This is a genomic window from Micromonospora sp. Utrum1, from assembly GCF_057197805.1.
Genome location: NZ_CM170071.1, coordinates 523,930 through 548,080, shown reverse-complemented (window position 1 = coordinate 548,080; position 24,151 = coordinate 523,930). Strand labels below are relative to the sequence as shown.

At 72.4% G+C, this 24,151-nt stretch carries 24 protein-coding genes; 6 read left to right on the top strand and 18 right to left on the bottom strand.

Going from position 1 to position 24,151, the window contains the following annotated elements:
- The first annotated feature begins 23 nt into the window (after positions 1–23).
- A complete protein-coding gene (locus AC0OLQ_RS02715; RefSeq protein ID WP_357332878.1) occupies positions 24–644 on the top strand; it encodes a putative glycolipid-binding domain-containing protein in 621 nt (206 codons plus the stop codon).
- A 4-nt stretch (positions 645–648) separates the two neighbouring features.
- On the opposite strand, the gene cds1 is transcribed toward AC0OLQ_RS02715, so the two are convergent.
- Genes cds1 through AC0OLQ_RS02700 form a run of 3 tightly spaced genes read right to left on the bottom strand, consistent with a single transcriptional unit; the run spans position 649 to position 3,099 of the window.
- Complete coding sequence (gene cds1, locus AC0OLQ_RS02710) at positions 649–1,740, bottom strand: L-cysteine desulfhydrase Cds1 (RefSeq protein ID WP_484530060.1); 1,092 nt, start codon at positions 1,738–1,740, stop codon at positions 649–651.
- 10 nt (positions 1,741–1,750) lie between these two features.
- Positions 1,751–2,593: an SDR family NAD(P)-dependent oxidoreductase gene (locus AC0OLQ_RS02705; RefSeq protein ID WP_484530059.1), complete on the bottom strand. Its 843-nt coding sequence runs from the start codon at positions 2,591–2,593 to the stop codon at positions 1,751–1,753.
- Between the two features lie 47 nt (positions 2,594–2,640).
- Positions 2,641–3,099 carry an Lrp/AsnC family transcriptional regulator gene (locus tag AC0OLQ_RS02700; protein ID WP_357332421.1) on the bottom strand — a complete coding sequence of 153 codons (459 nt, stop codon included), beginning with the start codon at positions 3,097–3,099 and terminating at the stop codon, positions 2,641–2,643.
- A 268-nt stretch (positions 3,100–3,367) separates the two neighbouring features.
- Here AC0OLQ_RS02700 and AC0OLQ_RS02695 point away from each other — a divergent pair, with 268 nt between their 5' ends.
- Positions 3,368–3,634, top strand: coding sequence for a BldC family transcriptional regulator (locus tag AC0OLQ_RS02695; RefSeq protein WP_357332419.1), 267 nt, complete (start codon positions 3,368–3,370; stop codon positions 3,632–3,634).
- 30 nt (positions 3,635–3,664) lie between these two features.
- Here AC0OLQ_RS02695 and AC0OLQ_RS02690 read toward each other — a convergent pair whose 3' ends face one another.
- Positions 3,665–4,309, bottom strand: a complete 645-nt coding sequence (locus tag AC0OLQ_RS02690) for a UbiX family flavin prenyltransferase (protein WP_484530058.1) — start codon at positions 4,307–4,309, stop codon at positions 3,665–3,667.
- Positions 4,310–4,468: 159 nt separating this feature from the next.
- Between AC0OLQ_RS02690 and AC0OLQ_RS02685 the strand changes: the two genes are divergently transcribed.
- Positions 4,469–5,434, top strand: coding sequence for a terpene synthase family protein (locus AC0OLQ_RS02685; protein WP_484530057.1), 966 nt, complete (start codon positions 4,469–4,471; stop codon positions 5,432–5,434).
- Positions 5,435–5,443: 9 nt separating this feature from the next.
- Here the strand turns inward: AC0OLQ_RS02685 and mqnP are convergent, their stop codons facing one another.
- From mqnP to AC0OLQ_RS02670, 3 genes are all read right to left on the bottom strand, one after another.
- The gene (mqnP, locus tag AC0OLQ_RS02680) at positions 5,444–6,355 is read right to left on the bottom strand and encodes a menaquinone biosynthesis prenyltransferase MqnP (RefSeq protein WP_484530056.1); all 912 of its coding nucleotides are present in this window, start codon (positions 6,353–6,355) and stop codon (positions 5,444–5,446) included.
- Positions 6,355–7,815: a menaquinone biosynthesis decarboxylase gene (locus AC0OLQ_RS02675; RefSeq protein WP_484530055.1), complete on the bottom strand. Its 1,461-nt coding sequence runs from the start codon at positions 7,813–7,815 to the stop codon at positions 6,355–6,357. Before AC0OLQ_RS02675 ends, mqnP begins: the two co-directional genes overlap by 1 nt.
- Before the next feature lie 182 nt (positions 7,816–7,997).
- Positions 7,998–8,558, bottom strand: a complete 561-nt coding sequence (locus AC0OLQ_RS02670; RefSeq protein WP_484530054.1) for a carboxymuconolactone decarboxylase family protein — start codon at positions 8,556–8,558, stop codon at positions 7,998–8,000.
- A 64-nt stretch (positions 8,559–8,622) separates the two neighbouring features.
- Between AC0OLQ_RS02670 and AC0OLQ_RS02665 the strand changes: the two genes are divergently transcribed.
- Positions 8,623–9,093 (top strand): MarR family winged helix-turn-helix transcriptional regulator, encoded by a 471-nt coding sequence (locus tag AC0OLQ_RS02665; protein WP_357332409.1) that lies wholly within the window; start codon positions 8,623–8,625, stop codon positions 9,091–9,093.
- Positions 9,094–9,196: 103 nt separating this feature from the next.
- Here the strand turns inward: AC0OLQ_RS02665 and AC0OLQ_RS02660 are convergent, their stop codons facing one another.
- From AC0OLQ_RS02660 to hemL, 7 genes are read right to left on the bottom strand one after another with little or no spacing between them, the layout of a single operon-like run.
- Positions 9,197–9,397: a hypothetical protein gene (locus AC0OLQ_RS02660; protein ID WP_484530053.1), complete on the bottom strand. Its 201-nt coding sequence runs from the start codon at positions 9,395–9,397 to the stop codon at positions 9,197–9,199.
- Between the two features lie 39 nt (positions 9,398–9,436).
- Positions 9,437–10,411, bottom strand: coding sequence for a c-type cytochrome biogenesis protein CcsB (ccsB, locus tag AC0OLQ_RS02655; protein ID WP_484530052.1), 975 nt, complete (start codon positions 10,409–10,411; stop codon positions 9,437–9,439).
- On the bottom strand, positions 10,411–12,033 hold the full coding sequence (locus AC0OLQ_RS02650) for a cytochrome c biogenesis protein ResB (RefSeq protein ID WP_357332403.1): 1,623 nt from the start codon (positions 12,031–12,033) through the stop codon (positions 10,411–10,413). Before AC0OLQ_RS02650 ends, ccsB begins: the two co-directional genes overlap by 1 nt.
- Positions 12,033–12,872, bottom strand: coding sequence for a cytochrome c biogenesis CcdA family protein (locus tag AC0OLQ_RS02645; protein WP_357332401.1), 840 nt, complete (start codon positions 12,870–12,872; stop codon positions 12,033–12,035). The genes AC0OLQ_RS02650 and AC0OLQ_RS02645 overlap by 1 nt, the downstream gene beginning before the upstream one ends.
- Positions 12,872–13,438 (bottom strand): TlpA family protein disulfide reductase, encoded by a 567-nt coding sequence (locus AC0OLQ_RS02640; protein WP_484530051.1) that lies wholly within the window; start codon positions 13,436–13,438, stop codon positions 12,872–12,874. Before AC0OLQ_RS02640 ends, AC0OLQ_RS02645 begins: the two co-directional genes overlap by 1 nt.
- Entirely contained in the window at positions 13,438–14,085 is a 648-nt protein-coding gene (locus AC0OLQ_RS02635; RefSeq protein WP_484530050.1) for a histidine phosphatase family protein, read from the bottom strand. The genes AC0OLQ_RS02640 and AC0OLQ_RS02635 overlap by 1 nt, the downstream gene beginning before the upstream one ends.
- 4 nt (positions 14,086–14,089) lie before the next feature.
- Positions 14,090–15,427 (bottom strand): glutamate-1-semialdehyde 2,1-aminomutase, encoded by a 1,338-nt coding sequence (gene hemL / locus AC0OLQ_RS02630; protein WP_357332395.1) that lies wholly within the window; start codon positions 15,425–15,427, stop codon positions 14,090–14,092.
- Between the two features lie 150 nt (positions 15,428–15,577).
- On the opposite strand from hemL, the gene AC0OLQ_RS02625 reads away from it, so the two are divergent.
- The gene (locus AC0OLQ_RS02625; protein WP_091261368.1) at positions 15,578–15,910 is read left to right on the top strand and encodes an STAS domain-containing protein; all 333 of its coding nucleotides are present in this window, start codon (positions 15,578–15,580) and stop codon (positions 15,908–15,910) included.
- Positions 15,911–15,998: 88 nt separating this feature from the next.
- Here the strand turns inward: AC0OLQ_RS02625 and AC0OLQ_RS02620 are convergent, their stop codons facing one another.
- Positions 15,999–17,591 carry an ABC transporter permease gene (locus tag AC0OLQ_RS02620; protein ID WP_484530049.1) on the bottom strand — a complete coding sequence of 531 codons (1,593 nt, stop codon included), beginning with the start codon at positions 17,589–17,591 and terminating at the stop codon, positions 15,999–16,001.
- On the bottom strand, positions 17,588–18,490 hold the full coding sequence (locus AC0OLQ_RS02615) for an ABC transporter ATP-binding protein (RefSeq protein ID WP_484530048.1): 903 nt from the start codon (positions 18,488–18,490) through the stop codon (positions 17,588–17,590). Before AC0OLQ_RS02615 ends, AC0OLQ_RS02620 begins: the two co-directional genes overlap by 4 nt.
- Positions 18,491–18,557: 67 nt before the next feature.
- On the opposite strand from AC0OLQ_RS02615, the gene AC0OLQ_RS02610 reads away from it, so the two are divergent.
- The gene (locus tag AC0OLQ_RS02610; RefSeq protein ID WP_484530047.1) at positions 18,558–19,085 is read left to right on the top strand and encodes a GbsR/MarR family transcriptional regulator; all 528 of its coding nucleotides are present in this window, start codon (positions 18,558–18,560) and stop codon (positions 19,083–19,085) included.
- Between the two features lie 4 nt (positions 19,086–19,089).
- Here the strand turns inward: AC0OLQ_RS02610 and AC0OLQ_RS02605 are convergent, their stop codons facing one another.
- Together AC0OLQ_RS02605 and AC0OLQ_RS02600 are read right to left on the bottom strand one after the other, a co-directional pair.
- Positions 19,090–19,647 (bottom strand): response regulator, encoded by a 558-nt coding sequence (locus AC0OLQ_RS02605; protein ID WP_357332386.1) that lies wholly within the window; start codon positions 19,645–19,647, stop codon positions 19,090–19,092.
- On the bottom strand, positions 19,644–24,008 hold the full coding sequence (locus AC0OLQ_RS02600; RefSeq protein WP_484532253.1) for a hybrid sensor histidine kinase/response regulator: 4,365 nt from the start codon (positions 24,006–24,008) through the stop codon (positions 19,644–19,646). Before AC0OLQ_RS02600 ends, AC0OLQ_RS02605 begins: the two co-directional genes overlap by 4 nt.
- Between the last annotated feature and the right edge of the window lie 143 nt (positions 24,009–24,151).

The window sequence follows — 24,151 nt, the reverse complement described above, 5'->3', positions numbered from 1 at the left end:
GTAACGTCCGCTTCATGCCGACCATGCCGAAGTCGCTCTTCTGGACCCGGACCGACACCGCCGGCTCGGAGCACGTGCTGCTCGACGACCGGCAGGGGCTCACCGCGCAGGGCGTGGCGATGGCCGTCGACCCGATCCCCTACACCTGCCGCTACCAGCTGACCGTGGGCGCGGACTGGTCGACCAGCCGGCTGGAGGTCGCCGCCGAGGGCGCGGGCTGGGCGCGGAGCGTACGCCTGGAACGGGCCGGGGACGGGTGGCGGGTGCGCACCGGCGAGGAGGGCGACCTGGACGCGGCGTTGCGCGCGGCCGGGCATCCGCCCGCCGGGCTGCCGGGCACCGACGACCCCGGCCGGCTGGCCGAGGCGCTCGACGTCGACCTGGGCGGCTCGCCGCTGACCAACACCCTGCCGGTACGCCGGCTCAATCTGGCCAAGGCCCCCGCCGACCAGGGGCGGACCATCACCGCGGCCTGGGTGCTGCTGCCCGGCCTGGCGGTGCTCCCCGCCGAGCAGGTCTACACCTCGCTGGGCCCGGGCCGGGTCCGCTACGCCAGCGACTCCTTCACGGCCGACCTCGACGTGGACCCGGAGGGCTTCGTGGTGCGCTACCCGGGGCTGGCCGAGCGGGTCGGCCCGCGCTGACTCCTCAGGCCGGCCAGGCGCCGGTGGCCAGGAAGCGGTCGATGGTGGCCAGGTGCGGGGCGAGGTCGAGGCCCTGGCCGGCCACCCACTCGTCGGCGTAGTAGGTGTCCACGTAGCGGTCGCCCCGGTCGCAGATCAGGGTGACCACCGAGCCGGTCCGGCCGGCGGCGAGCAGCTCCGCGATCAGCGCGAACGCGCCCCAGAGATTGGTGCCGGTGGAGCCACCCACCCGGCGGCCGAGCACCGCCGAACCGGCCCGCATGGCGGCCAGCGACGCGGCGTCCGGCACCTGCATCATCCGGTCCACCACGCTGGGCAGGAAGGACGCCTCGACGCAGGGCCGGCCGATCCCCTCGATCCGGGAGCCCTTGTCGGTGCGCACCGACCAGTCGCCGGCCTGCCAGGCCGGGTAGAACGCGGAGTTCTCCGGGTCGACCACGCAGAGCTTGGTGGGCAGGCGGCGGTAGCGGGCGTACCGGCCGATGGTGGCACTGGTGCCGCCGGTGCCGGCGCCCACCACGATCCAGGCCGGCACGGGGTGCCGCTCCAGGGCGAGCTGCGCGTAGATCGACTCGGCGATGTTGTTGTTGCCCCGCCAGTCGGTGGCCCGCTCGGCGTAGGTGAACTGGTCCATGTAGTGCCCGCCGGTGTCCTCGGCGAGCCAGCGCGCCTCGATGACGACCTTGGCCGGGTCCTGCACCAGGTGGCAGCGGCCGCCCTGGAACTCGATCTGGGCGATCTTCTCGGGCGAGGTCGAGGCGGGCATGACCGCGATGAAGGGCAGCCCGAGCATCCGCGCGAAGTACGCCTCGGAGACGGCGGTCGAGCCGGACGACGCCTCGACGATCGTGGTCCGCGGGCCGATCCAGCCGTTGCAGAGCCCGTACAGGAACAGCGAGCGGGCCAGCCGGTGCTTGAGCGAGCCGGTGGGGTGCACCGACTCGTCCTTGAGGTAGAGGTCGATGCCCCACTCCCGGGGCAGCGGGAAGGGCAGGAGGTGGGTGTCGGCGGAGCGGTTGGCGTCCGCCTCGACCGTGGCGATCGCCTCGGTCACCCAGCTCCGGCTGGCCTCGTCACACCGGTCGAGATGAGTCACGACGGCAACGTTACAAGCGAGGCCGGCTCGCGTCGGGACGGACCCGGCGCGCCTGCCGGCGCTGGCCGGCCCGGCCGGCGGCCCGGACCACCGGGGTGAGGGCCAGGGCGAGCCGGGGGAAGGCGTCCAGGAATCGCACCTGGGCGCCGCGCCAGCGCGGCAGGCTGACCACCGGCCGGGGCCGCCGGGCCAGCCGCACGGCCCGCGCGGCGACCCGCTCGGGGGTCAGCAGCGACCCGGTGAAGGAGGCCAGGGCACCCGGGTCGTCGAGCTTGTCGTGCAGCATGGGCGTCCAGATCCCGTCCGGGCAGAGGCACGACACGTGTACGCCCCGGACGCCCGCCATCCGCAGGTCGGCCAGGGTGCCGAGGCTGAACGCCAGCAGGGCGTGCTTGCTGGCCGCGTAGACGGTCTCGCCGGGGGCGGCGATCAGCCCGGCCAGCGAGACGACGTTGAGCACGTGGCCGTGGGCCTGCGCCCGCATCACGGTCAGGGCGGCGTGCGTGCCGTTCATGGCGCCGAGCGCGTTCACCTCGACCAGCCGGCGCCGGGTCGCCGCGTCGTGCGTCCACGACGCCCCGGTGGCCAGGATGCCGGCGTTGTTGACCCAGAGGCCGAGCCCGCCCGGCGACCCGGCCGCCTCGGCGGCCACCTCCGCGCAGGCCGCCTCGTCGCGGACGTCGAGCGCGCGGGACCAGCCGCCCAGCGGCGCGGCCGCGGTGGCCACGGCTTCGGCGTTCACATCGGTGAGCAGCACCCGCCAGCCGTCGGCGTGCAGCGCGGCGGCGATCGCCCGGCCCAGTCCGCCGGCCGCCCCGGTCACCACGGCCGCGCCCCGCCCTGAGGTCGTCATCGGCGCACCGTAACGCTCGGCGCCGGGCGGGGGCCAGAGCGCGGCGTTCAGGAGGCGGCGGGCACGAGCGGCTGGGGGCGGTTCTCCCACTTGGTCGACAGGGCGATGCCGGTGCGGGTGGAGGCCACCCCGGGGGTCCGGTTCAGCCGGACGATCAGCTGCTCCAACTCGGCGATCGTGCCCACCCGGGCCTTCAGCAGGAAGGACTCGACGCCCGCCATGAAGTAGCAGGACTCGATCTCGGGCATCTGCCGGAACGCCGCCAGCACGTCGTCGGTGTCCGCGGTCGAATCCTCCACGATGCCGATCAGTGCGGTGACCCCGAGCCCGACCGCCTCGGGCTCCACCTCGGCCCGGTACGCCCGGATGACGCCGCCCGACTCCAGCTTGCCGACCCGCTCGTGCACGGCGGGAGCGGAGAGCCCGACCTGGCGGGCCAGCTCGGCGTACGACAGGCGGGCGTTGCCCCGCAGCAGCTCCACGAGGCTCAGGTCGATCGCGTCCACGGAGAGTGACCCTATCCTTTCGCGCGTAACGCCGGACGGTCGGCATCAGTTGAACATGACGTCGCGTTGCCATTCACAAACGTGCCGTCACGGGGGTTCTGCGCCGGTAGCATTTACTAACTTCTCACTGTGTGCGTTTTTCGCGTTTGGCGGACACGCCAGGTCGCTGGTGCTGTAATTGCCATACGTCCCTCATGACGGCTCTGGGCTCGCACCGGCCGGGGGCAGTGTGTTCAGCCGGGGGCTTCGTCGACGCGAGGAGGGGGCTGTGGACACTGGAGATCGCCTGCTGACACCGGGTGAGGTCGCCGCGCTGTTTCGGGTTGACCCGAAGACCGTGACCAGGTGGGCAGCGGCCGGCCGGATCGGCAGCATCCGGACTCCAGGCGGGCATCGCCGGTTTCGGGAATCCGAGGTGCGGGCCCTGCTTGAAGGGGAGGGCATGCTGGACGAGGCGGAGGACATGGGCAGGCCGCGCAACATGGGCCCGACCGCCTCGACCGGCCCGGGGCCGGCGAACGCCGGAATGTACTGAGGCGCCACCGATCGGGACGCGGGCCGGCCCTCAGATCCGGTCCGCGTCCCGACGGGCCGTGGCCAGCTCACCGGACCAGCGCCGGAACAGGGTGTGCGGCACGCCGAGCGCGTCCAGCACCTTGCCGGCCACGAAGTCGACCAACTGCTGGGCGGAGGCCGCCGCCCCGGCCCCGTAGAAGCCGGGGCTGGCCGGCAGCACCACGGCGCCGGCGTCGTGCAGCGCGATGAGGTGCTCCAGGTGACTGCGGGTAACCGGGGTCTCCCGCGGCACCACCACCACCGGCCGCCGTTCCTTGAGGTTCACCTCGGCGGCGCGCTGCAGCAGATCCTTGGAGAGCCCGATCGCGATGCCGGCGCAGGCGGCCGTGCTGGCCGGGACGACGGCCATGCCGCGTACCCGGTAGGAGCCGCTGCTCGGGCCGGCGGCCAGGTCACCGGCGGGCCAGTGCCGCAGGTCCGCGTCGGACAGGTCGCGGCCCAGCCAGGCGGCCAGGTCCTCGGCCCAGTGCCCGTCCCGGAAGGCCCTTCCGGTCTCGTCGAGGATGGTCAGCCGGGCGGCCCGGGAGACGATCAGGTCCACCGCCTGGCCGGCATCGAGCAGGCCCCGGACGACCGCGGCCGCGTACGGCGTGCCGGAGGCGCCGGAGACGCCGACCACCCATGGTTCGCGCATACCGTCCAGCCTGCCTGGTCGACCCGGGCGCCGGGCGGCCACCCCCGGCAGAGTGTCCCGCTTGTCCCGCGACCAGCGGCGTTGTCCGCCGGGTAGGCGGCCGTCCCGGGAACGTGCGATTCTTCCGTCGGCGATCCATGTCCATGGAAGGGACCGGTGATGACGGCGGCGGTGCTGCGGGCGTTGCGCTCCGAGTGCCCGATCCCGCCCCGGCTCTCCCCGCACGCCGACGCCGTGCAGGAGTGGCTGATCGACCAGCTCGACCGGCTCGGCCTGCCGCTGGACCCGGCCACGCGGGAACGGCTGGCCCGGGCCGGCTTCGCCCGCTACGCCGGCCGCCTCTACCCGGACGCCTCCGAGCCCGACCTGCGCGCACTGGCCGCCCTGTTCACCTGGTTCTTCCTGGTGGACGACGCATGCGAGGGGCCGGACCGGCTGGCCCCGGCGCAGATCCGGGCGCTGCGCGACGGGGCGCTGGCCCTGCTCCGGGAGGGTCCCCGGGCCCGCCATCCCGGCTTCTCCGGTCCGCTGCGCCGGCTGCTCGTCCAGGCGTGGCGGGAACCCCGGCGCCGGATGCCGGCCCGCTGGCGGCTGCGCTTCGCCGACGCCGTCGCCGACCACCTCGACGGCGCCTGGCGGGAGGCGGTCGCCACCTTCGCCGGCCGGCCACCGGGCGTCGCCGAGTACGTGGAGCTGCGCCGGGCCACCTCGGCGGCGTACGTGTCGTACCCCCTGATCGAGTTCGCCGCCGGGCGGCCGCTGCCCGACGCGTTCTACCACCATCCCGCGCTGCGCCGGCTCGCCGACCTCGCCAACGACCTGCTCTCCTGGTACAACGACCTGGCCTCGCTGGAGCGCGACCGGGCCGCCGCCGGGGGGCACAACCTGGTGCTGGCGGTGGCCGCCGAGCGGGACGTGCCGGTGCCGGCCGCGGTGGACCTGGTCGCCGCGCGCTGGCGCGCGGAGATGGCCCGCTTCATGGCGCTGCACGGCGCGGTGCCGTCGTTCGGGCCGGCGCTGGACGAGTCGGTCACCGCCCACCTCGACGGCCTGGCCAACGCGGTCCGGGGCACGGTCGACTGGACGCTGGAGAGCGCCCGCTATCCGACCGCCACGACCGGCTGACCGGGCCGCTCAGGGGCGCAGGTCGAGGCGGACCACCAGATCCAGCAGGGCGAAGACGAACAGCGCGATGCCGACGAAACCGTTGGCGGTGAAGAAGGCCCGGTTGACCTTGCTCAGGTCGGTCGGGCTGACCACCAGGTGCTGGTAGCCGAAGGCGACCGCGGTGAACGCCAGCCCGATCCACCAGAGCCAGCCGAAGTCGACCAGCGCGCCGAACCAGATGAACAGCGCGAAGGTCACCACGTGCGCGACGGTGGAGGCGTGCAGCGCGAAGCGCCGGCCGTAGCGGGCCGGGACGCTGTGCACCCCGATCTCCCGGTCGATCTCCGAGTCCTGGCAGGCGTAGATCAGGTCGAAGCCGCCGATCCAGAGGCCGACGGCCGCGCCGAGCAGCCAGGCCGGCCCGGAGCCGGCGAGGGTGCCGGTGACCGCCAGCCAGGCGCCGACCGGGCCGACCGCCTGGGCGAGCGCCAGGATGGCGTGCGGCCAGTTGGTGAACCGCTTGCCGTAGGGGTAGACGACCAGCGGCACCACGGCGAGCGGGGCGAGCGCCAGGCAGAGCGGGTTGAGCAGGGCGGCGGCGGCCAGGAAGACCACCAGGGCGACGGCCGCGCCGGTCCAGGCCGTCCGCACGCTCACCGCCCCGGTCACCAGTTCCCGGTTGGCGGTACGCGGGTTCCGCGCGTCGATCCGCCGGTCGAGGATCCGGTTGGCGGCCATGGCGAACGTCCGCGCCCCGACCATCGCCACCGTGATCAGCAGCAGGTCGAGCCAGCGCACCCGCCCGCCGTCGACCTGCATGGCGGTCAGCGCCGACAGGTACGCGAACGGCAGCGCGAAGACCGAGTGCTCGATCGTGACCAGCTTGAGGAAGGACTTGACCCGTCCCGGGCGTTCCGCCGGGGCCTCCGTGACGGCCATCAGATCCCGTACTCCTTCCAGCGCTTGTCGACCAGCGAGACCACCTCGGGCGACATGGTCATCTCCTCGGGCCAACCCCGGGTGTAGCCCTCGGTGGGCAGCTTGCGGGTCGCGTCGAGGCCCGCCTTGCCGCCCCAGAACTGCTGGTACGAGGCGTGGTCCAGGTGGTCCACCGGCCCCTCGGTGATCAGCAGGTCGCGGGCGTAGTCGACGTTGCCGAAGGCGCGGAACGCGACCTCGTTGTAGTCGTGCACGTCGCAGTCCTCGTCGACGATCACGATCAGCTTGGTCAGCGACATGAGGTGCGCGCCCCAGATCGCGTTCATCACCTTCTGCGCGTGCTTCGGGTAGCGCTTGCGGATGGAGACGATCGCGCAGTTGTGGAAGACGCCGGCGGCCGGCAGGTCGTAGTCGACGATGTCCGGGATCATCAGCTTGAGCAGCGGCAGGAAGATCCGCTCGGTGGCCTTGCCGAGGCCGTGGTCCTCCTGCGGCGGCTTGGAGGTGATGATCGAGTGGTAGACCGGGTCGCGCTGCATGGTCATCGTCTCGACGTGCAGCACCGGGAACGGCTCGACCGGGGTGTAGAAGCCGGTGTGGTCGCCGAACGGCCCCTCGGGCAGCCGTTCGCCGGGCTCCAGGTAGCCCTCCAGCACCACCTGGGCGTGCGCCGGCACCTGCAACGGCACGGTCAGGCAGTCGACCATCTCCACCCGCTCGCCGCGCAGGAAGCCGGCGAACAGGTATTCGTCGATGTCGCCGGGGAGCGGCGCGGTCGCCGCGTACGAGACGACCGGGTCGCAGCCGATGGCGATGGCGACCGGGAGCCGCTGGCCGAGTCGCTCGGCGACGGCGTGGTGCGCCGTGGAGTCCTTGTGGATCTGCCAGTGCATGCCGAGGGTGTTCCGGCTGTGCTGCTGGAGCCGGTAGAGGCCGAGGTTGCGCTTGCCGGTCTCCGGGTGCTTGGTGTGGGTCAGCCCGAAGTTGTGGAAGATCCCGCCGTCGCCGGGCCAGACCTGGAGGCCGGGCAGCCGGTTGAGGTCGACGTCGTCACCGGAGTAGACCACCTGCTGGCAGGGCGCGGTCTTGACCTTGCGCGGCGGCACCGACTTGAGCTGCATGACCTTGCCCAGGCCATCGCGGATGCCGGACCAGCCGACCGGCAGCTCCGGCTTGATCAGCCCGCCGATCCGCTCGCCGATCTCGTCCAGCGTCCCGACGCCGAGCGCCATGGCCATCCGCTTCTCGGTGCCGAACAGGTTGATGGCCACCGGCATCTCGCCCCGGGTGGGCCGCTCGAAGAGCAGCGCCGGGCCGCCGTCGCGGACGGTCCGGGTGACCACCTCGCTGATCTCCAGCGTGGGGTCGACCGGGACGCTCACCCGCCGCAGCTCGCCCGCGGCCTCCAGGGCCGCGAGGAAGTCCTTGAGATCGGTGTACGGGAAGCCACGAGCCGCCATGCCCGCCAGTCTCCCGCACGGCTTCCCGCGCTGCCCACGCCGGGTCGGCGTGACGGCTGTGGGCCTGCCCACCCGTCCCTCCCCGTGGCGGCGCACTCGCCGGCCGGTCGCCGACGGGCCGGCGAGGGCGCGCGCGTCGCGGCCGTCCGGGGCGGGACGGCCGGCGAGTGCCGCCGGGCCGCTCAGGCGGCCGGCGCCCAGGCGTAGCGCGCCAGCGGTGGGTCGAGCGGGGCGTCGGTGAGGCGGTTGGCGAAGGTCGAGATCGTGTAGGTGCCGACGCCGAGCACCACGTCCAGCGCGTGCCGCGGCTGCCAGCCGGCGGCGAGGAAGCCGTCCAGCTCGTCGTCTGGGACGGCGCCCCGGTGGTCGAGCACGGCGACGGTGAACCGGCGCAGCGCCTCCAGGCGCGGGTCGGGCAGGGCGGCGCCGGCCCGGAGCGCCTCGATCAGCACGGGCGCCGCGTCGTGCCGGGTGAGCGTCGCGGTGTGCATGGCCACGCAGAGGTGGCACTCGTTGCGGGTGGCCACCGTCAGCACGACCACCTCCCGGGCGATCGGGTCGAGGTCGGTCGACTCGAAGACGGCGTTGGCGGTGAGGAAACCCTTGAGCAGTTCGGGCGACTCGGCCATCAGGGCCACCGCCCCGGGCAGGTGGCCGAGCTTGCGGTGAACGGTGGCCATGGTGGGACGGGCGGCGGCGGGTGCGGTGTCGAGGGTGTGGGCGGTGAAGAACGAGCGGGACATGACGGGTACCCCTCAGGTAAGATAGTCAACGTGGTTGACGAGATAGTAAACGGGGTTGTCGAACATGGCAACGCCTGACCGCCCGGGCTTCGCGCTCCCGCTGCTCCTGCTCGCCGGCTTCCGCACGCTCATCGACGACCTGCACGCCGAGCTGGCCCGGCAGGGGCACCCCGAGCTGCGCCCGGCCCACGGCTTCGTGCTCCAGGCCGTCGGCCCCGCCGGCACCACCGCCTCCGACCTCGGGCAGCGCCTCGGCGTCTCCAAGCAGGCGGCCGGCAAGACCGTCGACCGCCTGGTCGCGCTCGGCTACCTGGAACGCGCCGACGACCCCGCCGACGCCCGGCGCAAGCTGGTCCGCATGACGGCGAAGGGCCACGACGGGCTGCGCCGGTCGGCGGTCGTCTTCGACGAACTGCGCGACCGCTGGGCGGCCACCCTGGGCGCGGACCGGGTCGCCGCGATCGAGGACGACCTGCGCCGGATGGTCCCGGCCGACGTCTTCCGCCTCGACGTCCCCGGCTGGTTCGGCGGCTGACGCCCGAGATCGGGCGGTGCCTCTGCCGGCGTCGCCAGTCAGCTCGCGGATCTTGGACAGTTACCGTTCGCACCGAACGGCAAGTGTCCAAGATCTCGACCAGTCAGCGGCTAGGTCGCCGGGTCGTCAGCACTTCGTCGACGCGCAGAGTGATCTGGTACGCCACCTCGGGCAGGTCGGCCAGATCGAGGCGGTCGGCCCGCAGCGCGAACTGGGCGTGCAGCTCACGGGCCACGGCGTCCCGGATCTCGGCCTGCAGAGGGCTGAGCCCGTCCGGATCACCCACCACGTACGCATCGTCCATGCGGACATCGTCCTCCGGCAGGCGGTCCTGTTTGAGGCGTCAGTTGACGCCGGCGTACGAGTGCAGGCCGGTGAAGAAGAAGTTGACCCCGAACAGGTTCATCAGCATGGTCAGGAAGCCCACGACGGCGATCCAGGTGGCCACGTTCCGCTTGACGCTCGGGGTGGCCCGGGCGTGCAGGTAGCCCGCGTAGACCACCCAGGAGATGAACGCCCAGGTCTCCTTCGGGTCCCAGCCCCACGCTCGGCCCCAGGCCGCCTCGGCCCAGATCGCCCCGGCGATCACCGCGAAGGTGAAGACGGGGAAGGCGAAGGCGTGCAGCGTGAAGGTCAGCCGCTCCAGGCCGGCCGCCGCCGGCAGCCGCCGGGCCAGGGTGTACGGGAAGCTCCGCTTCCCCCGCTCCCAGCCGGCCCGCATCAGGTACGCCACGGCCGGCACCACGCCGAACAGGAAGATGCCGGAGGCGAAGATGATCGTCGACACGTGGATGACGAACCAGTAGGACTGCAGCGCCGGCATCAGCGGCACGACCTGGACATAGAGCTTCAGCTCGGCGAACGCCAGCAGCAGCACCATGACCAGGGTCAGGAACAGCCCGAGCCGGCGCAGCGACGGCTGCTTCCAGAGCACCGCGAGCCAGGCGGCCGCCCCGATCCAGGTGACCGTCAGCACGAACTCGTACATGTTGCCCCAGGGCATCCGCTCGGCGGCGAGACCCCGGGTGACCACCGCGCCGAGGTGCAGCGCGGCGGCGAGCGTGGTGATCCAGGCGGCGATCCGCCCGGCCAGCACGGCTCGGGCGGCGGAGCGGCCGGGCCGGGTCGCGGCCGGGGTGACCGGCTCCTCGACCGTCCCGCCGGGGCCACCGACGCCGGCGCCAACCAGTTCCCGGGCCGGGGCGGCCGCCGGCACCTTCCGGGCGTTGCCCAGGGCGTACTCGACGGCGTGGCTGATCATCGCGACCAGGTACGCCAGGATCGCGAACGTGACCAGCTGGTCGGAGAGTGCGGACATCACTCGTCTCCTTCTCGCGCCTGCCGGTCGTCCCGCCCGTCGTCGCTGACCGCGGCGACGAGCTGCGCGAACTCGTCGGCGAACCCCGGATGCTCGGTGCGCGGCAGCCCACCGGCCTCCACCAAGCTACTACCGCTCGTCGGAGATCCACCGTCCGGGGGCGTCACCCGGAACCAGACCCGGCGCCGCCGGGCGAAGAGCGAGCCCATCAGGCCCAGCAGCAGCGTCCCGCAGGCGAACAGCATCATCGTCTGGCCGGGGGCGTGCCGGACCGAGATGGTGATGTACGGCTGGGTGCCCACGAACTCCAGCGTGCTGCCGTCGTCCAGGGTCCACTTCTCGCCGAGGCCCAGCTTCTTGTCGCCGATCTGCTTCAGCTTGCCGCTGGTGATCTGCCGCTGGTCGAGCTGGTAGACCGAGCCGGGGATGCCGGCGTCCAGCCCCAGGTTGCCCCGGTACGCGGCCAGCACCACCGCCGGGTTCCGCTCGGCGGGGAACCGGGACGAGACGAACGGCGCGCTGTCCGGGGCGGTCGGCAGGTAGAGCCCGTCGAAGGCGACCTGCTGGTCCGGGGCGCGCTTCCCGGTCTTCGGGTCGACGTTCGCGTCCGGGAAGGCGGCGACCCCCTCCTCGGTGGCGTTCGCGTCGCCGGTCCGCAGGAAGGGCACAGTGCTGGTCTGGGTACGGCCGTACCTGTCGGTGTACCTCAGGATCGGCGCGTACCCGTTGCCGAGCAGGTAGACGTTGGCCGGGCCGAGCCGCAGCGGCGAGTTGACCGAGAAGCCGGCGGTCCGCGTCGACCCGTCGTCCAGGTGGTCCACGGTCACCGTGGCCCAGTAGCGGGACGCCTGCCCGGACGCCAGGTAGTCCGCCTCGAACCGGTCCAGGGTGAGGCAGAACGGCGGCAGGTCGGCGCTGTCCACCCGCGGGCCGAGCGACGCCTCGGCGTACTGCTGCCGGGTGTTGCAGAAGGCGTTGTCCGCGCCCGACACCAGCAGCCGGTTGCCGTGCCAGCCGTACCAGGAGCCGACCGCGACCCCGAGCAGGACGGCGACCAGCGAGACGTGGAAGAGCAGGTTGCCGGTCTCCTTGAGGTAGCCCTTCTCGGCGGAGACCTCGTTGCCGCGGACGGTGACCCGCCAGCGACGCCGGCGCAGCACCGCCGCGATCGCCTCGGGGTCGGCGGCGGCCGGGGCCTCCAGCACCGCGTGCTGGGGCAACCGCTCCAGGCGCTTCGGGGCGGCGGGCGGCCGCATCCGCAGCGCGCGGACGTGGTCGCGGGCCCGGGGCAGGACGCAGCCGACCAGCGAGGTGAAGAGCAGCAGGTAGATCGCGGAGAACCAGACCGAGCCGAAGACCGCGAACATGCCGAGCTGGTCGAGCCGGGGCGCCAGGTCGGGGTGGTCGACGAAGTATTCGTTGACCTTCTCGGGGTTGACCCCGCGCTGCGGCAGCACCGAGCCGGGGATGGCGGCGATCGCGAGCAGGAAGAGCAGGATCAGCGCGGTACGCATGCTGGTGAGCTGCCGCCACGAGTTGCGTACCAGAGCCAGCACCGGGTTGACCCGTCGCCGGGGCGCTCCGGCGGGCGGCGCGGCCGGCCGGTCGTCCACGGTCGTCATCAGATGCTCACCTCGCCCACGCCCACGTGCGTCTGCAGCCAGATCACGAAGTCCTGCCAGCCGCCGGTGACCAGCGCCACGCCGATCAGGATCAGCAGAGCGCCGCCGATCCGGGTGACCCAGCGGCTGTTGCGCCGGACGGCGCGGAACACCCCGAGCAGGCGGTGGAAGCCCAGCCCGAAGACGACGAACGGTACCCCCAGCCCGAGGCAGTACGCCACGGCGAGCAGCACCGCCCGGTCGGTCCGCCCGTCGACGGTGGCCATGCCGAGCACCGCGCCGAGGGTCGGGCCGGTGCACGGCATCCAGCTCAGCGCGAAGACCGCGCCGAGCACCGGGGCGCCGAGCAGCCCGGCGGCGGGGAGCCGGTGGATGCGGAACTCGCGCTGCATCCCGGGGACCACGCCCAGGTAGCCGAGCCCGAGCACCACGATCAGCGCGCCGATGACGATCTCCAGCGTGCGCTCGTGCGCGAAGAAGAGCTTGCCGACGCCGGAGAAGAGGATCGCGGTGGCGGTGAAGACGGCGGTGAAGCCGGCGATGAAGAGCATGGTGCCGGCCAGCACCCGCCCCTTCACGGCGGCCGCCGGCCGGACCACCGGGGGTGCCGCGACCGCCACGCCGCCGCCGTTCGGCTCGTCCGCGACGGGCGCGGGGGCCTCCGTGCGGGCCCGACCCTCCAGGTCCGCCCCGGCCAGCCCGGTGACGTACGACAGGTAGCCGGGCATCAGCGGCAGGACGCACGGGGAGAGGAAGCTGACCAGCCCGGCGAGCGCCGCGGCCCCGACGGCCAGCAGCAGCGGACCGGACTCGGCGAGCTGGCGGAACGTCTCGCCCATCAGCGGGATCCGGGCTGCTCGGCCGCGACCCGCTCGACGACGGGCTGCAACTCGTCCCGGGTGATCGCCCGGCGGATCACCACGGCGACCCGGCCGTCCCGGTCCAGCACGACAGTTGCCGGGGTGGTGTTGGGTGGGATGTCGAAGTTGAGCGCCTGCCGGCTGGCCGGATCGAAGAGGCTCGGGTAGGTGACCCGGCCCTCCTCGAAGGCGATCGCCTTGTCCTTGCTGTCCTGCACGTTGATGCCGAGGAAGGTCACCCCGGAGGCCTTGGTGGCCTGGTAGGTGGCCTCCAGGTCGTCGACCTCGGCCCGGCAGGGCGCGCACCAGGAGCCCCAGAAGTTGACCACGACCACCTGGCCGCGGGCCTGGGAGACGTCGTAGCTGTCGCCGGTGAGCAGCTCACCGCTCACCTTCGGCGTCTTCGACCGCTGGTCGGGCGCGCAGGTGATGGTGACGCCGTCGCTCGCGCAACGGCTCTCCTCGCTGCCGGAGGAGCAGCCGACCAGCGCCGTACCGGCGGTGACGGCGGCGAGCAGGGCGGCGGCGAGCCTCCGGGTGCGCATCAGGCTCCCTTGGCCGTCCGAGCGGTCGGCGAGATCGCGATCAGGTGGGCCGCGGGCTCGGAGTAGCCGATGCCGACGATCTTGGCGCCGTCGAAGTGGAACGAGGTGAGGCTGGCCAGGCCGCACTGCCGCCTGCGCGGGTCGTGCCAGAGCCGCTTGCGCTCGACGTAGCGGCGCAGGGTCCAGATCGGGAGCTGGTGGGAGACGAGCACGGCCTCGCGCCCCTCGGCGGCGATCCGGGCGGCGTGCAGCGCCCCGAACATCCGCTCGGCGATCTGCCGGTAGGCCTCGCCCCAGGACGGGGTGACCGGGTCGCGGAGCACCCACCAGTTGCGCGGGTCGCGGAACGAGCCGTCGCCCGGGGAGACCTTCTTGCCCTCGAACCAGTTCGCGCTCTCGATCAGCCGCTCGTCCACCCCGACCGGAAGGCCGAACTGGGCGGCGATCGGCTCGGCGGTCTGCTGGGCGCGCTCGAGGGGGCTGGCCACCACGTGCACCACGGTCCGCTCGGCGAGCGCCTGGGCGGCCGCCTTGGCCATCTGGACGCCCAGCTCCGAGAGGCGGAAACCGGGCAGCCGGCCGTAGAGGACGCCGTTCGGGTTGTACACCTCGCCGTGCCGCAGCACGTGGACCACCGTCTCGCTCACGTTGTTACCCCCCGTGTCCTGCCGCTGCCGCCGCCGTCGCCGCCCCGCGCAGCGCCTCGGCGATCTGCTCCAGGGCGGCGTCGTCGATCGCCGCCGACACGAACCACGACTCGAAGGCGCTCGGCGGCAGGTAGACGCCGGCGGCGAGCATGGCGTGGAAGAACGCCTTGAACGCGGGCACCTGCTGGGTGCGGGCGCTGTCGTAGTCCGTTACGTCGGCGTCGGTGAAGAAGATCGAGAACATGTTGCCCGCGTACGACAGTCGGTGCGGGACCCCGGCGGCGGCCAGCGCCTCGGTGGCGAGCTTGCCCACCGTGGCGGCCGTCTCGTCGAGCCGGCGGTAGAGCGCGTCGTCGGCCAGCCGCAGCGTGGCCAGGCCGGCGGCGCAGGCGAGGGGGTTACCGGAGAGCGTGCCGGCCTGGTAGACCGGACCGACCGGGGCCAGCTTCGCCATGATCTCCGTGCGCCCGCCGAACGCCGCGGCGGGCAGGCCACCGCCCATGACCTTCCCGTACGTCCACAGGTCGGCGTCGGACGGGTCGAGGCCGTGCCAACCGGCGCGGGAGACCCGGAACCCGGTCATCACCTCGTCGACGATCAGCAGCGCGCCGTGCGCGTGGGCGATCCGGGCGAGCTGCTGGTTGAAGTCGTCGCGCGGGGCGATCACGCCCATGTTGCCGGCGGCCGCCTCGGTGATGACCGCCGCGATGTGCGGACCCTCGGCGGCGAAGGCCTCCTCGACCGCGCGCAGGTCGTTGTACGGCAGCACGATGGTGTCGCCGGCGGCCGCGCCGGTGACGCCCGGCGAGTCGGGCAGCCCGAAGGTGGCCACGCCGGAGCCGGCGGCGGCCAGCAGCGCGTCGGAGTGGCCGTGGTAGCAGCCGGAGAACTTGATGATCTTGGCGCGGCCGGTGAACCCGCGGGCCAGCCGGATCGCCGACATGGTCGCCTCGGTGCCCGAGTTGACCAGGCGGACCTGCTCGACCGGGGTGCGCGCGACGATCTCCGCGGCCAGGTCGACCTCGCCCGGGGTCGGCGTGCCGAAGCTGGTGCCGAGCGCGGCGGCCTCGCGCAGCGCCTCGACCACCGCCGGGTGGGCGTGACCGAGGATCAGCGGGCCCCAGGAGCAGACCAGGTCGACGTAGCGACGACCGTCGGCGTCGAAGAGCCAGGGACCCTCCCCCCGGACCATGAAGCGCGGGGTGCCGCCGACGGCACGGAACGCGCGCACAGGGGAGTTGACCCCGCCGGGCACGATGGCCTTGGCGCGGTCGAACAGGGCCTCGGAGGCCGGTGCGTCGGCCGGGTAGCGGCCGGATCCGGCGGAAAAGGTGTCGGTCACGATGCCGCCATTGTGTCAGCGCCGGGCGGCTGATCGGCAGGCACCCCGCAGCGGGGGTTACCCGGCTCACGCCTCGTCCGTTCGGCGCGGCGCACCGACCGGCGGGTTGCTCGACGGGCCCGTTGGTCGAGATCGCGATAGGCTGACCGGGTGGATCGTGCCGAACTGTCCATCACGCTACATCGGACCGGAGACGAAGCGGTGCTTCGCCTCGCCGGTGAGATCGACATGCTCACGGCCGCCCAGCTGTCGACAGTCGTCAACGAGGTGCTGGCCGATCCCCCGCCACGCATCGTGCTCGACCTGGGCGGGGTCACCTTCTGCGACTCGCAGGGCCTCGGCACCCTCGTGGTGCTCAGCCGCAAGGCCAGCCACGCCCAGAGCCTGCTGGTCCTGAGCAACGTCGGCGACTTCCTCCTCCGCGTCCTGGACATCACCGGCCTCCGCTCAGCCCTGATGATCCGCAACGAAACCGCCCCCTGACCCCACCGCTCCGGCGATCATGAAGTTGACGGCGATGTGGATCTCCTCGGTGCCGTCAACCTCATGATCGACCAGGGCTGGTGCGGGGTCAGGTGATCGGGACGTCGCGGCGGCGGAAGGCCGTCAGTCCGGCCGCCGCCAGGGCCAGGGCCAGGGCGGCGAGGGTCCAGAGCGGGGTGGCGCTCCAGGTGTCGCGGAGGACCTGGGGGGTGTGCGTGAACGGGGAGAGGTCCAGCAGCCACTGGTCGAGTTCGAGCACCGCGCCGAGCTGACCGAGCAGCACGCAGACCGCCAGCAGCGCCCAGGCGACCGGGGCGAGCCGGGGCAGCAGGCCGTAGAGCAGCACGGCAAGACCGGCCAGCACCCAGGCGGCGGGCGCCTGGGCCAGCCCCGCGCCGAGCATCCGGGGCAGCTCCCGGGGCACGTCCTGCACGCTCAGCCCGTAGGTCAGGCCGGTGGCCAGGCCGGTCACGGCGAGCACCACGACCGGGCCGAGCAGCGCGAACACCACGTGCGACAGCAGCCAGGTCGAGCGGTGTATGCCGGTGGCGAGCACCGGTTCGGCGTGCCCGGCGGACTCCTCGGCGCGCATCCGCAACGCGGCCTGGATGCCGTAGCCGGCCGCGGCCAGGCCGGCCAGGCTGAGCGTGGCGCCCAGGTAGGCGTCGGCCAGTCCGGAGGCCCCGCCGATCCGGGACATGATCTGCTCCAGCTGCGGGTTCCCCTCGACCGAGCGGCCGGCCGCCTCCGCGGCGCCGCCGAGGATCAGCCCGAGCAGGCCGAAGCCGACCGACCACCAGAGGATCTGTCCCCGGTGCAGCCGCCAGGCCAGCCCGAACGGGCCGGCCAGCGCCCGGCCGGCGGTGGCCGGCCCGAGCCGGGGCGGCAGCACCCCCGCGCCCAGGTCGCGGCGCACCGAGACCGGGTACGCGACCGCGGCGAGCAGCGCCGACGCGAGCAGCGGCAGCGCCGGCACCCACCAGCGCTCCCCCTCGTAGGGCCGGATCCGCGGGGCCCAGCCCAGCGGGGAGAGCCAGCTCGGCCAGTCGTTGCTTGCCGTGTCCCCGACCATCCGCAGCGCGAACGAGGCGCCGAGGACGGCGATCCCGATGCCCCGGGCCCCGCCGGCCGTCTCGGTGAGCTGGGCGGACAGCCCGCCGAGGGTGGCGAAGACCACGCCGGTCAGCGCGGCGCCGAGGCCGTACGCGTACGAGCCGGCGGCCGACAGCCCGGTGGACGCCAGCCCGGCCGCGGTGAGCAGGCCGAGCAGCAGGTCGGCCGCGTACGTGACGAGCAGCGCGGCGGTCAGCCCGGCGTGCCGGCCGAGCACCCCGCCGCCGAGCAGTTCCCGCCGGCCGGCCTCCTCCTCGACCCGGGTGTGCCGGATGACCGTGAGCAGGCTGGCCAGCGCCACGATGACCAGCAGGAAGCCGCCGCGCTGGGCGGTCAGCGCGCCGACGCTCTCGCCGTAGACCGGGCCGAGCAGCGCGACGATCGAGGGGTTGCGGGCGGTGCCGGCAGCGTACGCGGCGCGCTCGGCATCGGTGGGGAACAGCTCGAAGAAGCTGGTCGCGTACGTCATCGGCAGCACGGCGAGGATCAGCACCCAGAGCGGGAGCAGGACCCGGTCCCGGCGCAGGATGAGCCGGGCCAGGTGGCGGGTTCCGGTGAGCGTGCTCATCGGGTCAGCTCCTCGGGGACCGCCTCGTAGTGGCGCAGGAACAGCTCCTCCAGCGTCGGCGGCGTGCTGACCAGGCTGCGTACGCCCAGTTCGGTGAGGCAATGCAGGGCGGCGTCCAGCGCGGCGGAGTCCACGTCGAAGCGCACCCGGTTGCCGTCCACCCGCAGGTCGTGCACGCCGGTCAGGTCGGCCAGCCCGTTCAGCGGGGCGGCGACCTCGGCGTCGATCGAGGTGCGGTGCAGGTGGCGCAGTTCGGTGAGGGTGCCGGACTCGACGGCCCGGCCGTTCCGGATGATCGTCACCCGGTCGCAGAGCGCCTCGACCTCGGCCAGGATGTGGCTGGAGAGCAGCACGGTCCGGCCGTCCTGCTTGGCCCGGCGTACCCAGTGCTGGAAGACCTCCTCCATGAGCGGGTCGAGCCCGGAGGTCGGCTCGTCGAGGATGAGCAGCTCGACGTCGGAGGCGAGCGCGGCCACCAGGCCGACCTTCTGCCGGTTGCCCTTGGAGTAGGCCCGGCCCTTCTTGCGCGGGTCCAGCTCGAAGGACTCCAGCAGCTCGGCCCGGCGCTTCGGGTCGAGCCCACCGCGCAGCCGGCCGAGCAGGTCGATCACCTCGCCGCCGCTCAGGTTGGGCCAGAGGGTGACGTCGCCCGGCACGTACGCGAGCCGGCGGTGCAGGGCCACGGCGTCCCGCCACGGGTCGCCGCCGAGCAGCCGGACGGCCCCCGCGTCCGCCCGCAGCAGACCGAGCAGCACCCGGATGGTGGTCGACTTGCCGGCGCCGTTGGGGCCCAGGAAGCCGTGCACCTCGCCGGCGCGGACGGTCAGGTCGAGTCCGTCGAGCGCTCGGGTCCGGCCGAAGGTCTTCACCAGGCCGGACACCTCAATGGGAGTTTCCATACTTCGGAAGCTACGCTCGTTTCACAAACTTGTGAAGACAGTGAGATCTGAGAGACGATCGGACGCGATGAGCACCGAGGAGATGACGCCGATGACCCCGCCACCCCGCCCCGACGAGGAGGAGGTCCACCTCTTCGTCGAACGGATGGCGATGGCCTTCGCCGACGTCGGCTTCCCCCGGATGGCCGGCCGGGTGCTGTTCACCGTGATGAGCGCGGACGAGCCGCTGACCGCCGCCGAGATCGGCGAGCGGCTCGGGGTCAGCGCGGCGGCCGTGTCCGGCGCGGTGCGCTACCTGACCCAGTTCGGCATGCTGGTCCGCGAGCCGGTCAAGGGCTCCCGCCGGGACCGCTACCGGATGCCGGCCAACCCCTGGTACGAGGCCACCATCACCAAGACCGGCCTCTACAAGAACTTCATCGACATCGCCAACGGCGGGGTGGACGCGCTACAAGGGCGGAACACCCCGGCGGGCGAGCGGGTGGCCGAGATGCGGGACTTCTTCCTCTTCGTACAGGAGGAGATCGACGCCCTCGGCGAACGGTGGCGGGCCCGGCGCGCCGCGACGGGACACGGCGACCAGGCCGGCGCCTGAGCGCTCAGGCGGTGTTGCCCCAGCGGGCCTGCTCCAGCAGGTCCACCGCCCGCTCCCGGGACTCCTGGTCGTCGTCGGCGCGCAGCAGCGCGGTCGCCTCGTCCACCGCGTCGGTGAGCACCCGCCACTGGGCGTCGCGCTCCCGCACCAGGTCCGACTGGGCGGCGAGCTGCCGGGTCTTCACCCACAGCTCGACGAAGACCGACACCTTGGCCCGCAGCACCCAGGGGTCGAAGGGCTTGGTCAGGTAGTCGACCGCGCCGACCGCGTAGCCCCGCAGGGCGAGCTGGGCGTCCTTGTCCGCCGCGGTCAGGAAGATGATCGGCACGTGCCGGGTCCGCTCCCGCCGCTTGATGTGGGTGGCCGTCTCGAAGCCGTCCATGTCCGGCATCTGGGCGTCCAGCAGGATCACCGCGAAGTCGTCCACCAGGAGTTGCTTGAGCGCCGCCTCGCCGCTCTCCACGGCGACCGACTGCACCGGAAGCCCCTGGAGGATCGCCTCCAGAGCCATCAGGTTCTCCCGCCGGTCGTCGACCAGCAGCGCCTTGGCCATCTGGGTCACGGATTCTCCTCGCCTCGGCTCCGGCCGATCCAGGACGCCATCATCTCGATAAGCTCGTCCAGGTCCACCGGCTTGGTGATGTAGTCGCTGCCCCCGGCCGCGATCGCCGACTCCCGGTCACCGGGCATCGCCTTCGCGGTCAGGAACACGATCGGCAGGTCCGCGAAGCGGTGGTTGCGCCGAATCTGCGCGGTCGTCTCGTAGCCGTCCTGGTCCGGCATCATCGCGTCCATCAACACGATGTCCACCTCCGGATGCTCGGCCAGTTGGCGGACGCCGTCCGCCCCGTTGTCCGAGTACAACACGGTCATCCCGTGAAGTTCCAACGCAGAGGTCAGCGCGAACACGTTCCGGACGTCGTCGTCGATGATCAGAACGGTCACGCCCTCCAGCCGGCGGGTGGCCGGCGTCTCCTGCGGCTGCGGCAACTCCATGGGCATGAGCAGGGACGACGGCAGGCCCGCGCGCTGCGGCGAGGGCGGCGCCGGCGCCACCACCGCGTCCGGCGCCAGCACGTCGGGTACGAAGAGGGTGAACGTCGACCCCTGCCCCGGCGCGGAGGCCACCGTGATCGTGCCGCCGAGCAGGCGGGCCAGGTCCCGGCTGATGGACAGGCCCAGGCCGGTGCCGCCGTAGCGCCGGCTGGTGGTGCCGTCGGCCTGCTGGAACGCCTCGAAGATCAGCGAGAGCTTGTCGTCCGAGATGCCGATGCCGGTGTCGATCACCGTGAACGCGATGACCTGCCGGGCGTTGGTCAGCGCCGGCACGTCGAAGACCGCGTTCTCGGCGGCCGGTGCGATGCGCAGGGTCACCGCCCCGTTGTCGGTGAACTTCACCGCGTTGGAGAGCAGGTTGCGCAGGATCTGCTGCAACCGCTGGGCGTCGGTGACCAGCGCCGGCGACAGGTCCTTGCTGATCCGGACCTGGAAGTCGAGCCCCTTCTCCTCGGCCTGCGGCGCGAACGCCTGCTCGACGTAACCGCGGATCTCGGAGAAGTGGATCTCGGTGGGCTCCACGTCCATCCGGCCCGCCTCGATCTTCGACAGGTCGAGGATGTCGTCGATCAGGGAGAGCAGGTCCGACCCGGCGCTGTGGATGGTCCGGGCGAACTCGATCTGCTTCGGGCTCAGGTTCTGCTCCGGGTTCTCCGCGAGCAGCCGGGCCAGCAGGAGCAGCGAGTTCAGCGGCGTACGCAGCTCGTGGCTCATGTTGGCCAGGAACTCCGACTTGTACGCCGACGCCCGGGTGAGCTGCTGCGCCTTCTCCTCCAGGCCGAGCCGGGCCAGTTCGATCTCCCGGTTCTGCGTCTCGATGTTCGTCTTCTGCTCGGACAGCAGCTTCGCCTTGTCCTCCAGCTCGGCGTTGGTGCGCTGGAGTTCCGCCGACTGCTCCTGGAGCTCGTGCGCCAGCCGCTGCGACTGCGCCAGCAGCTCCTCCGTACGCCGGTTGGCCTGGATGGTGTTGACCGCGACGCCGATGGTGAGTACCAGCCGCTCCAGGAACGCCAGGTGCAGCTCGGAGAAGGTGGTCACACCGGCGAACTCGATCACGCCGAGCAGCTCGCCCTCGAAGAGGATCGGCAGCACCACCAGGTCGGCCGGGGGCGTCTCGGCCAGGCCGGAACGGAGCACCAGGCGCCCGTCGGGCTGGGCGTTGACCCGGATGGTCCGCCGGGACAGGGCGGCCTGCCCGACCAGCCCTTCGCCGGGCCCGAAGGTCACATCGTGCCCCCGGGCGACGTAGCCGTAGGAGGCGGTGAGCCGCAGCCGCACGCTCCCCTCGGAGCTGTCCGCCAGGAAGAACGCGCCGAGCTGCGCGTCGACCAGCGGGGTCACCTCCATCATGATCATGCGGCAGACCTCGCCGAGATCACGCTGGCCCTGGAGCAGGCCGCCGATCCGGGCCAGGTTCGAGTCGAGCCAGCCCTGCTCGGCGTTCTTCTTGGTCGTCTCCCGGAGGGTGACGATCATCTGGTTGATGTTGTCCTTCAGCTCGGCGACCTCGCCCTGCGCCTTCACGCTGATCCGCTGGGTCAGGTCGCCCCGGGTCACCGAGGTGGAGACCTGGGAGATCGCCCGGAGCTGGGTGGTCAGGGTGGAGGCGAGCTGGTTGACGTTCTCGGTGAGGTCGCGCCAGGTGCCGCTGACCCCCTTCACCTGGGCCTGACCGCCCAGCTTGCCCTCGATGCCGACCTCGCGGGCCACCCGGGTCACCTCGTCGGCGAACGACGAGAGCTGGTCGACCATCGTGTTGACCGTCGACTTCAGCTCCAGGATCTCGCCCTGCGCGTCCACCGTGATCTTCTGCGACAGGTCACCCTTCGCGACGGCGGTGGTGACCGAGGCGATGTTCCGCACCTGACTGGTGAGGTTCGACGCCATCGAGTTCACGTTGTCGGTCAGGTCACGCCAGGTGCCGCTCACGCCCTTCACCTGGGCCTGACCGCCGAGCTTCCCCTCGGTGCCCACCTCGCGGGCCACCCGGGTCACCTCGTCGGCGAACGACGACAGCTGGTCGACCATCGTGTTGACCGTCGACTTCAGCTCCAGGATCTCGCCCTGCGCGTCCACCGTGATCTTCTGCGACAGGTCACCCTTGGCCACCGCCGTGGACACCTGCGCGATGTTGCGCACCTGGGCGGTCAGGTTCGACGCCATCGAGTTCACGTTGTCGGTCAGGTCACGCCAGGTGCCGGCGACGCCGCGTACCTGGGCCTGGCCGCCCAGCTTGCCCTCGGTGCCCACCTCGCGGGCCACCCGGGTCACCTCGTCGGCGAACGAGGAGAGCTGGTCGACCATCGTGTTGACCGTCGACTTCAGCTCCAGGATCTCGCCCCGGGCGTCCACCGTGATCTTCTGGCCCAGGTCGCCCTTGGCGACCGCGGTGGTGACGGAGGCGATGTTCCGCACCTGGCTGGTCAGGTTCGACGCCATCGAGTTCACGTTGTCGGTCAGGTCACGCCAGGTGCCGCTGACCCCCTTGACCTGGGCCTGCCCGCCGAGCTTGCCCTCGGTGCCCACCTCGCGGGCCACCCGGGTCACCTCGTCGGCGAACGACGAGAGCTGGTCCACCATCGTGTTCACGGTGTTCTTCAGCTCCAGGATCTCGCCCTGGGCGTCCACCGTGATCTTCTGCGACAGGTCGCCCTTGGCCACCGCCGTGGACACCTGCGAGATGTTCCGGACCTGGCTGGTCAGGTTGCCGGCGAGCTGGTTCACGTTCTCCGTGAGGTCGCGCCAGGTGCCGGAGACCCCGCGCACCTGGGCCTGACCGCCCAGCTTGCCCTCGATGCCCACCTCGCGGGCCACCCGGGTCACCTCGTCCGCGAACGACGAGAGCTGGTCCACCATCGTGTTGACGGTGTCCTTCAGCTCCAGTATCTCGCCCTGCGCGGCCACGGTGATCTTCTGGGAGAGGTCGCCGCGGGCCACCGCGGTCGAGACCTGGGCGATGTTGCGGACCTGGCTGGTCAGGTTCGACGCCATCGAGTTGACGCTGTCGGTCAGGTCCTTCCAGGTGCCGGCCACGTTCGGCACCTCGGCCTGGCCGCCGAGCTTCCCGTCGGTGCCCACCTCGCGGGCCACCCGGGTCACCTGCTCGGCGAAGAGCCGCAGCGTGTCGGTGAGCGAGTTCATCGTGTCGGCCAGCTCGGCCACCTCGCCGCGCGCGCCGACCGTGATCTTCTGCGACAGGTCGCCCTTCGCCACCGCCGTCGCCACCTGGGAGATCGACCGCACCTGGCCGGTGAGGTTCGACGCCATGGTGTTCACCGAGTCGGTGAGGTCCTTCCAGGTGCCGGCGACGCCCCGGACGTCGGCCTGGCCGCCCAGCTTGCCCTCGGTGCCCACCTCCCGGGCCACCCGGGTCACCTCGTCGGCGAACGACGAGAGCTGGTCGACCATGGTGTTCACGGTCCGCCCGATGCGCAGGTACTCACCGCGCAGCGGCCGGCCATCGATCTCCAGCGCCATGTGCTGGGACAGGTCGCCGTCGGCCACCGCCACGATCACCCGGGCGATCTCCGTGGTCGGGCGGCCCAGGTCGTCGATCAGCGAGTTGACCGCCCGCTGCCCCTCCGCCCAGGAGCCGTCCAGGCCCTCGTCGTCGAGGCGCTCGGTCAGCCGGCCGTCACGGCCGACGACCCGGCTGATCCGGCGCAGGTCGAGGTGCTGCCGCTCCTGGAGCGACACCACGTCGTTGAAGGTGTCCGCCACCTCGCCGGCCAGGCCGGCCCGTCTGGGGAGCCGGACCCGGAGGTCGCCGCGACGTACCCGCCCCAGCGCCTCGACCAGCTCGCCGAGGAGCGCCTCGTGGTCGGAAGCGGACGGGTCCGCGGCTACCGACTGTTTCGCCGTGGTCATCATTCCTCGCTCAGCTCGGGGGCCATCCGGCTCGTTGCCGACACGCGGCCATCCCACCATTCTGCCGCGTGTCCCGTCGAGGCCCCGGACGTCGAGCCCCGCCGCGCCCGATCTGTCCCGCGCCGACCGGATCGGCGGAGCGG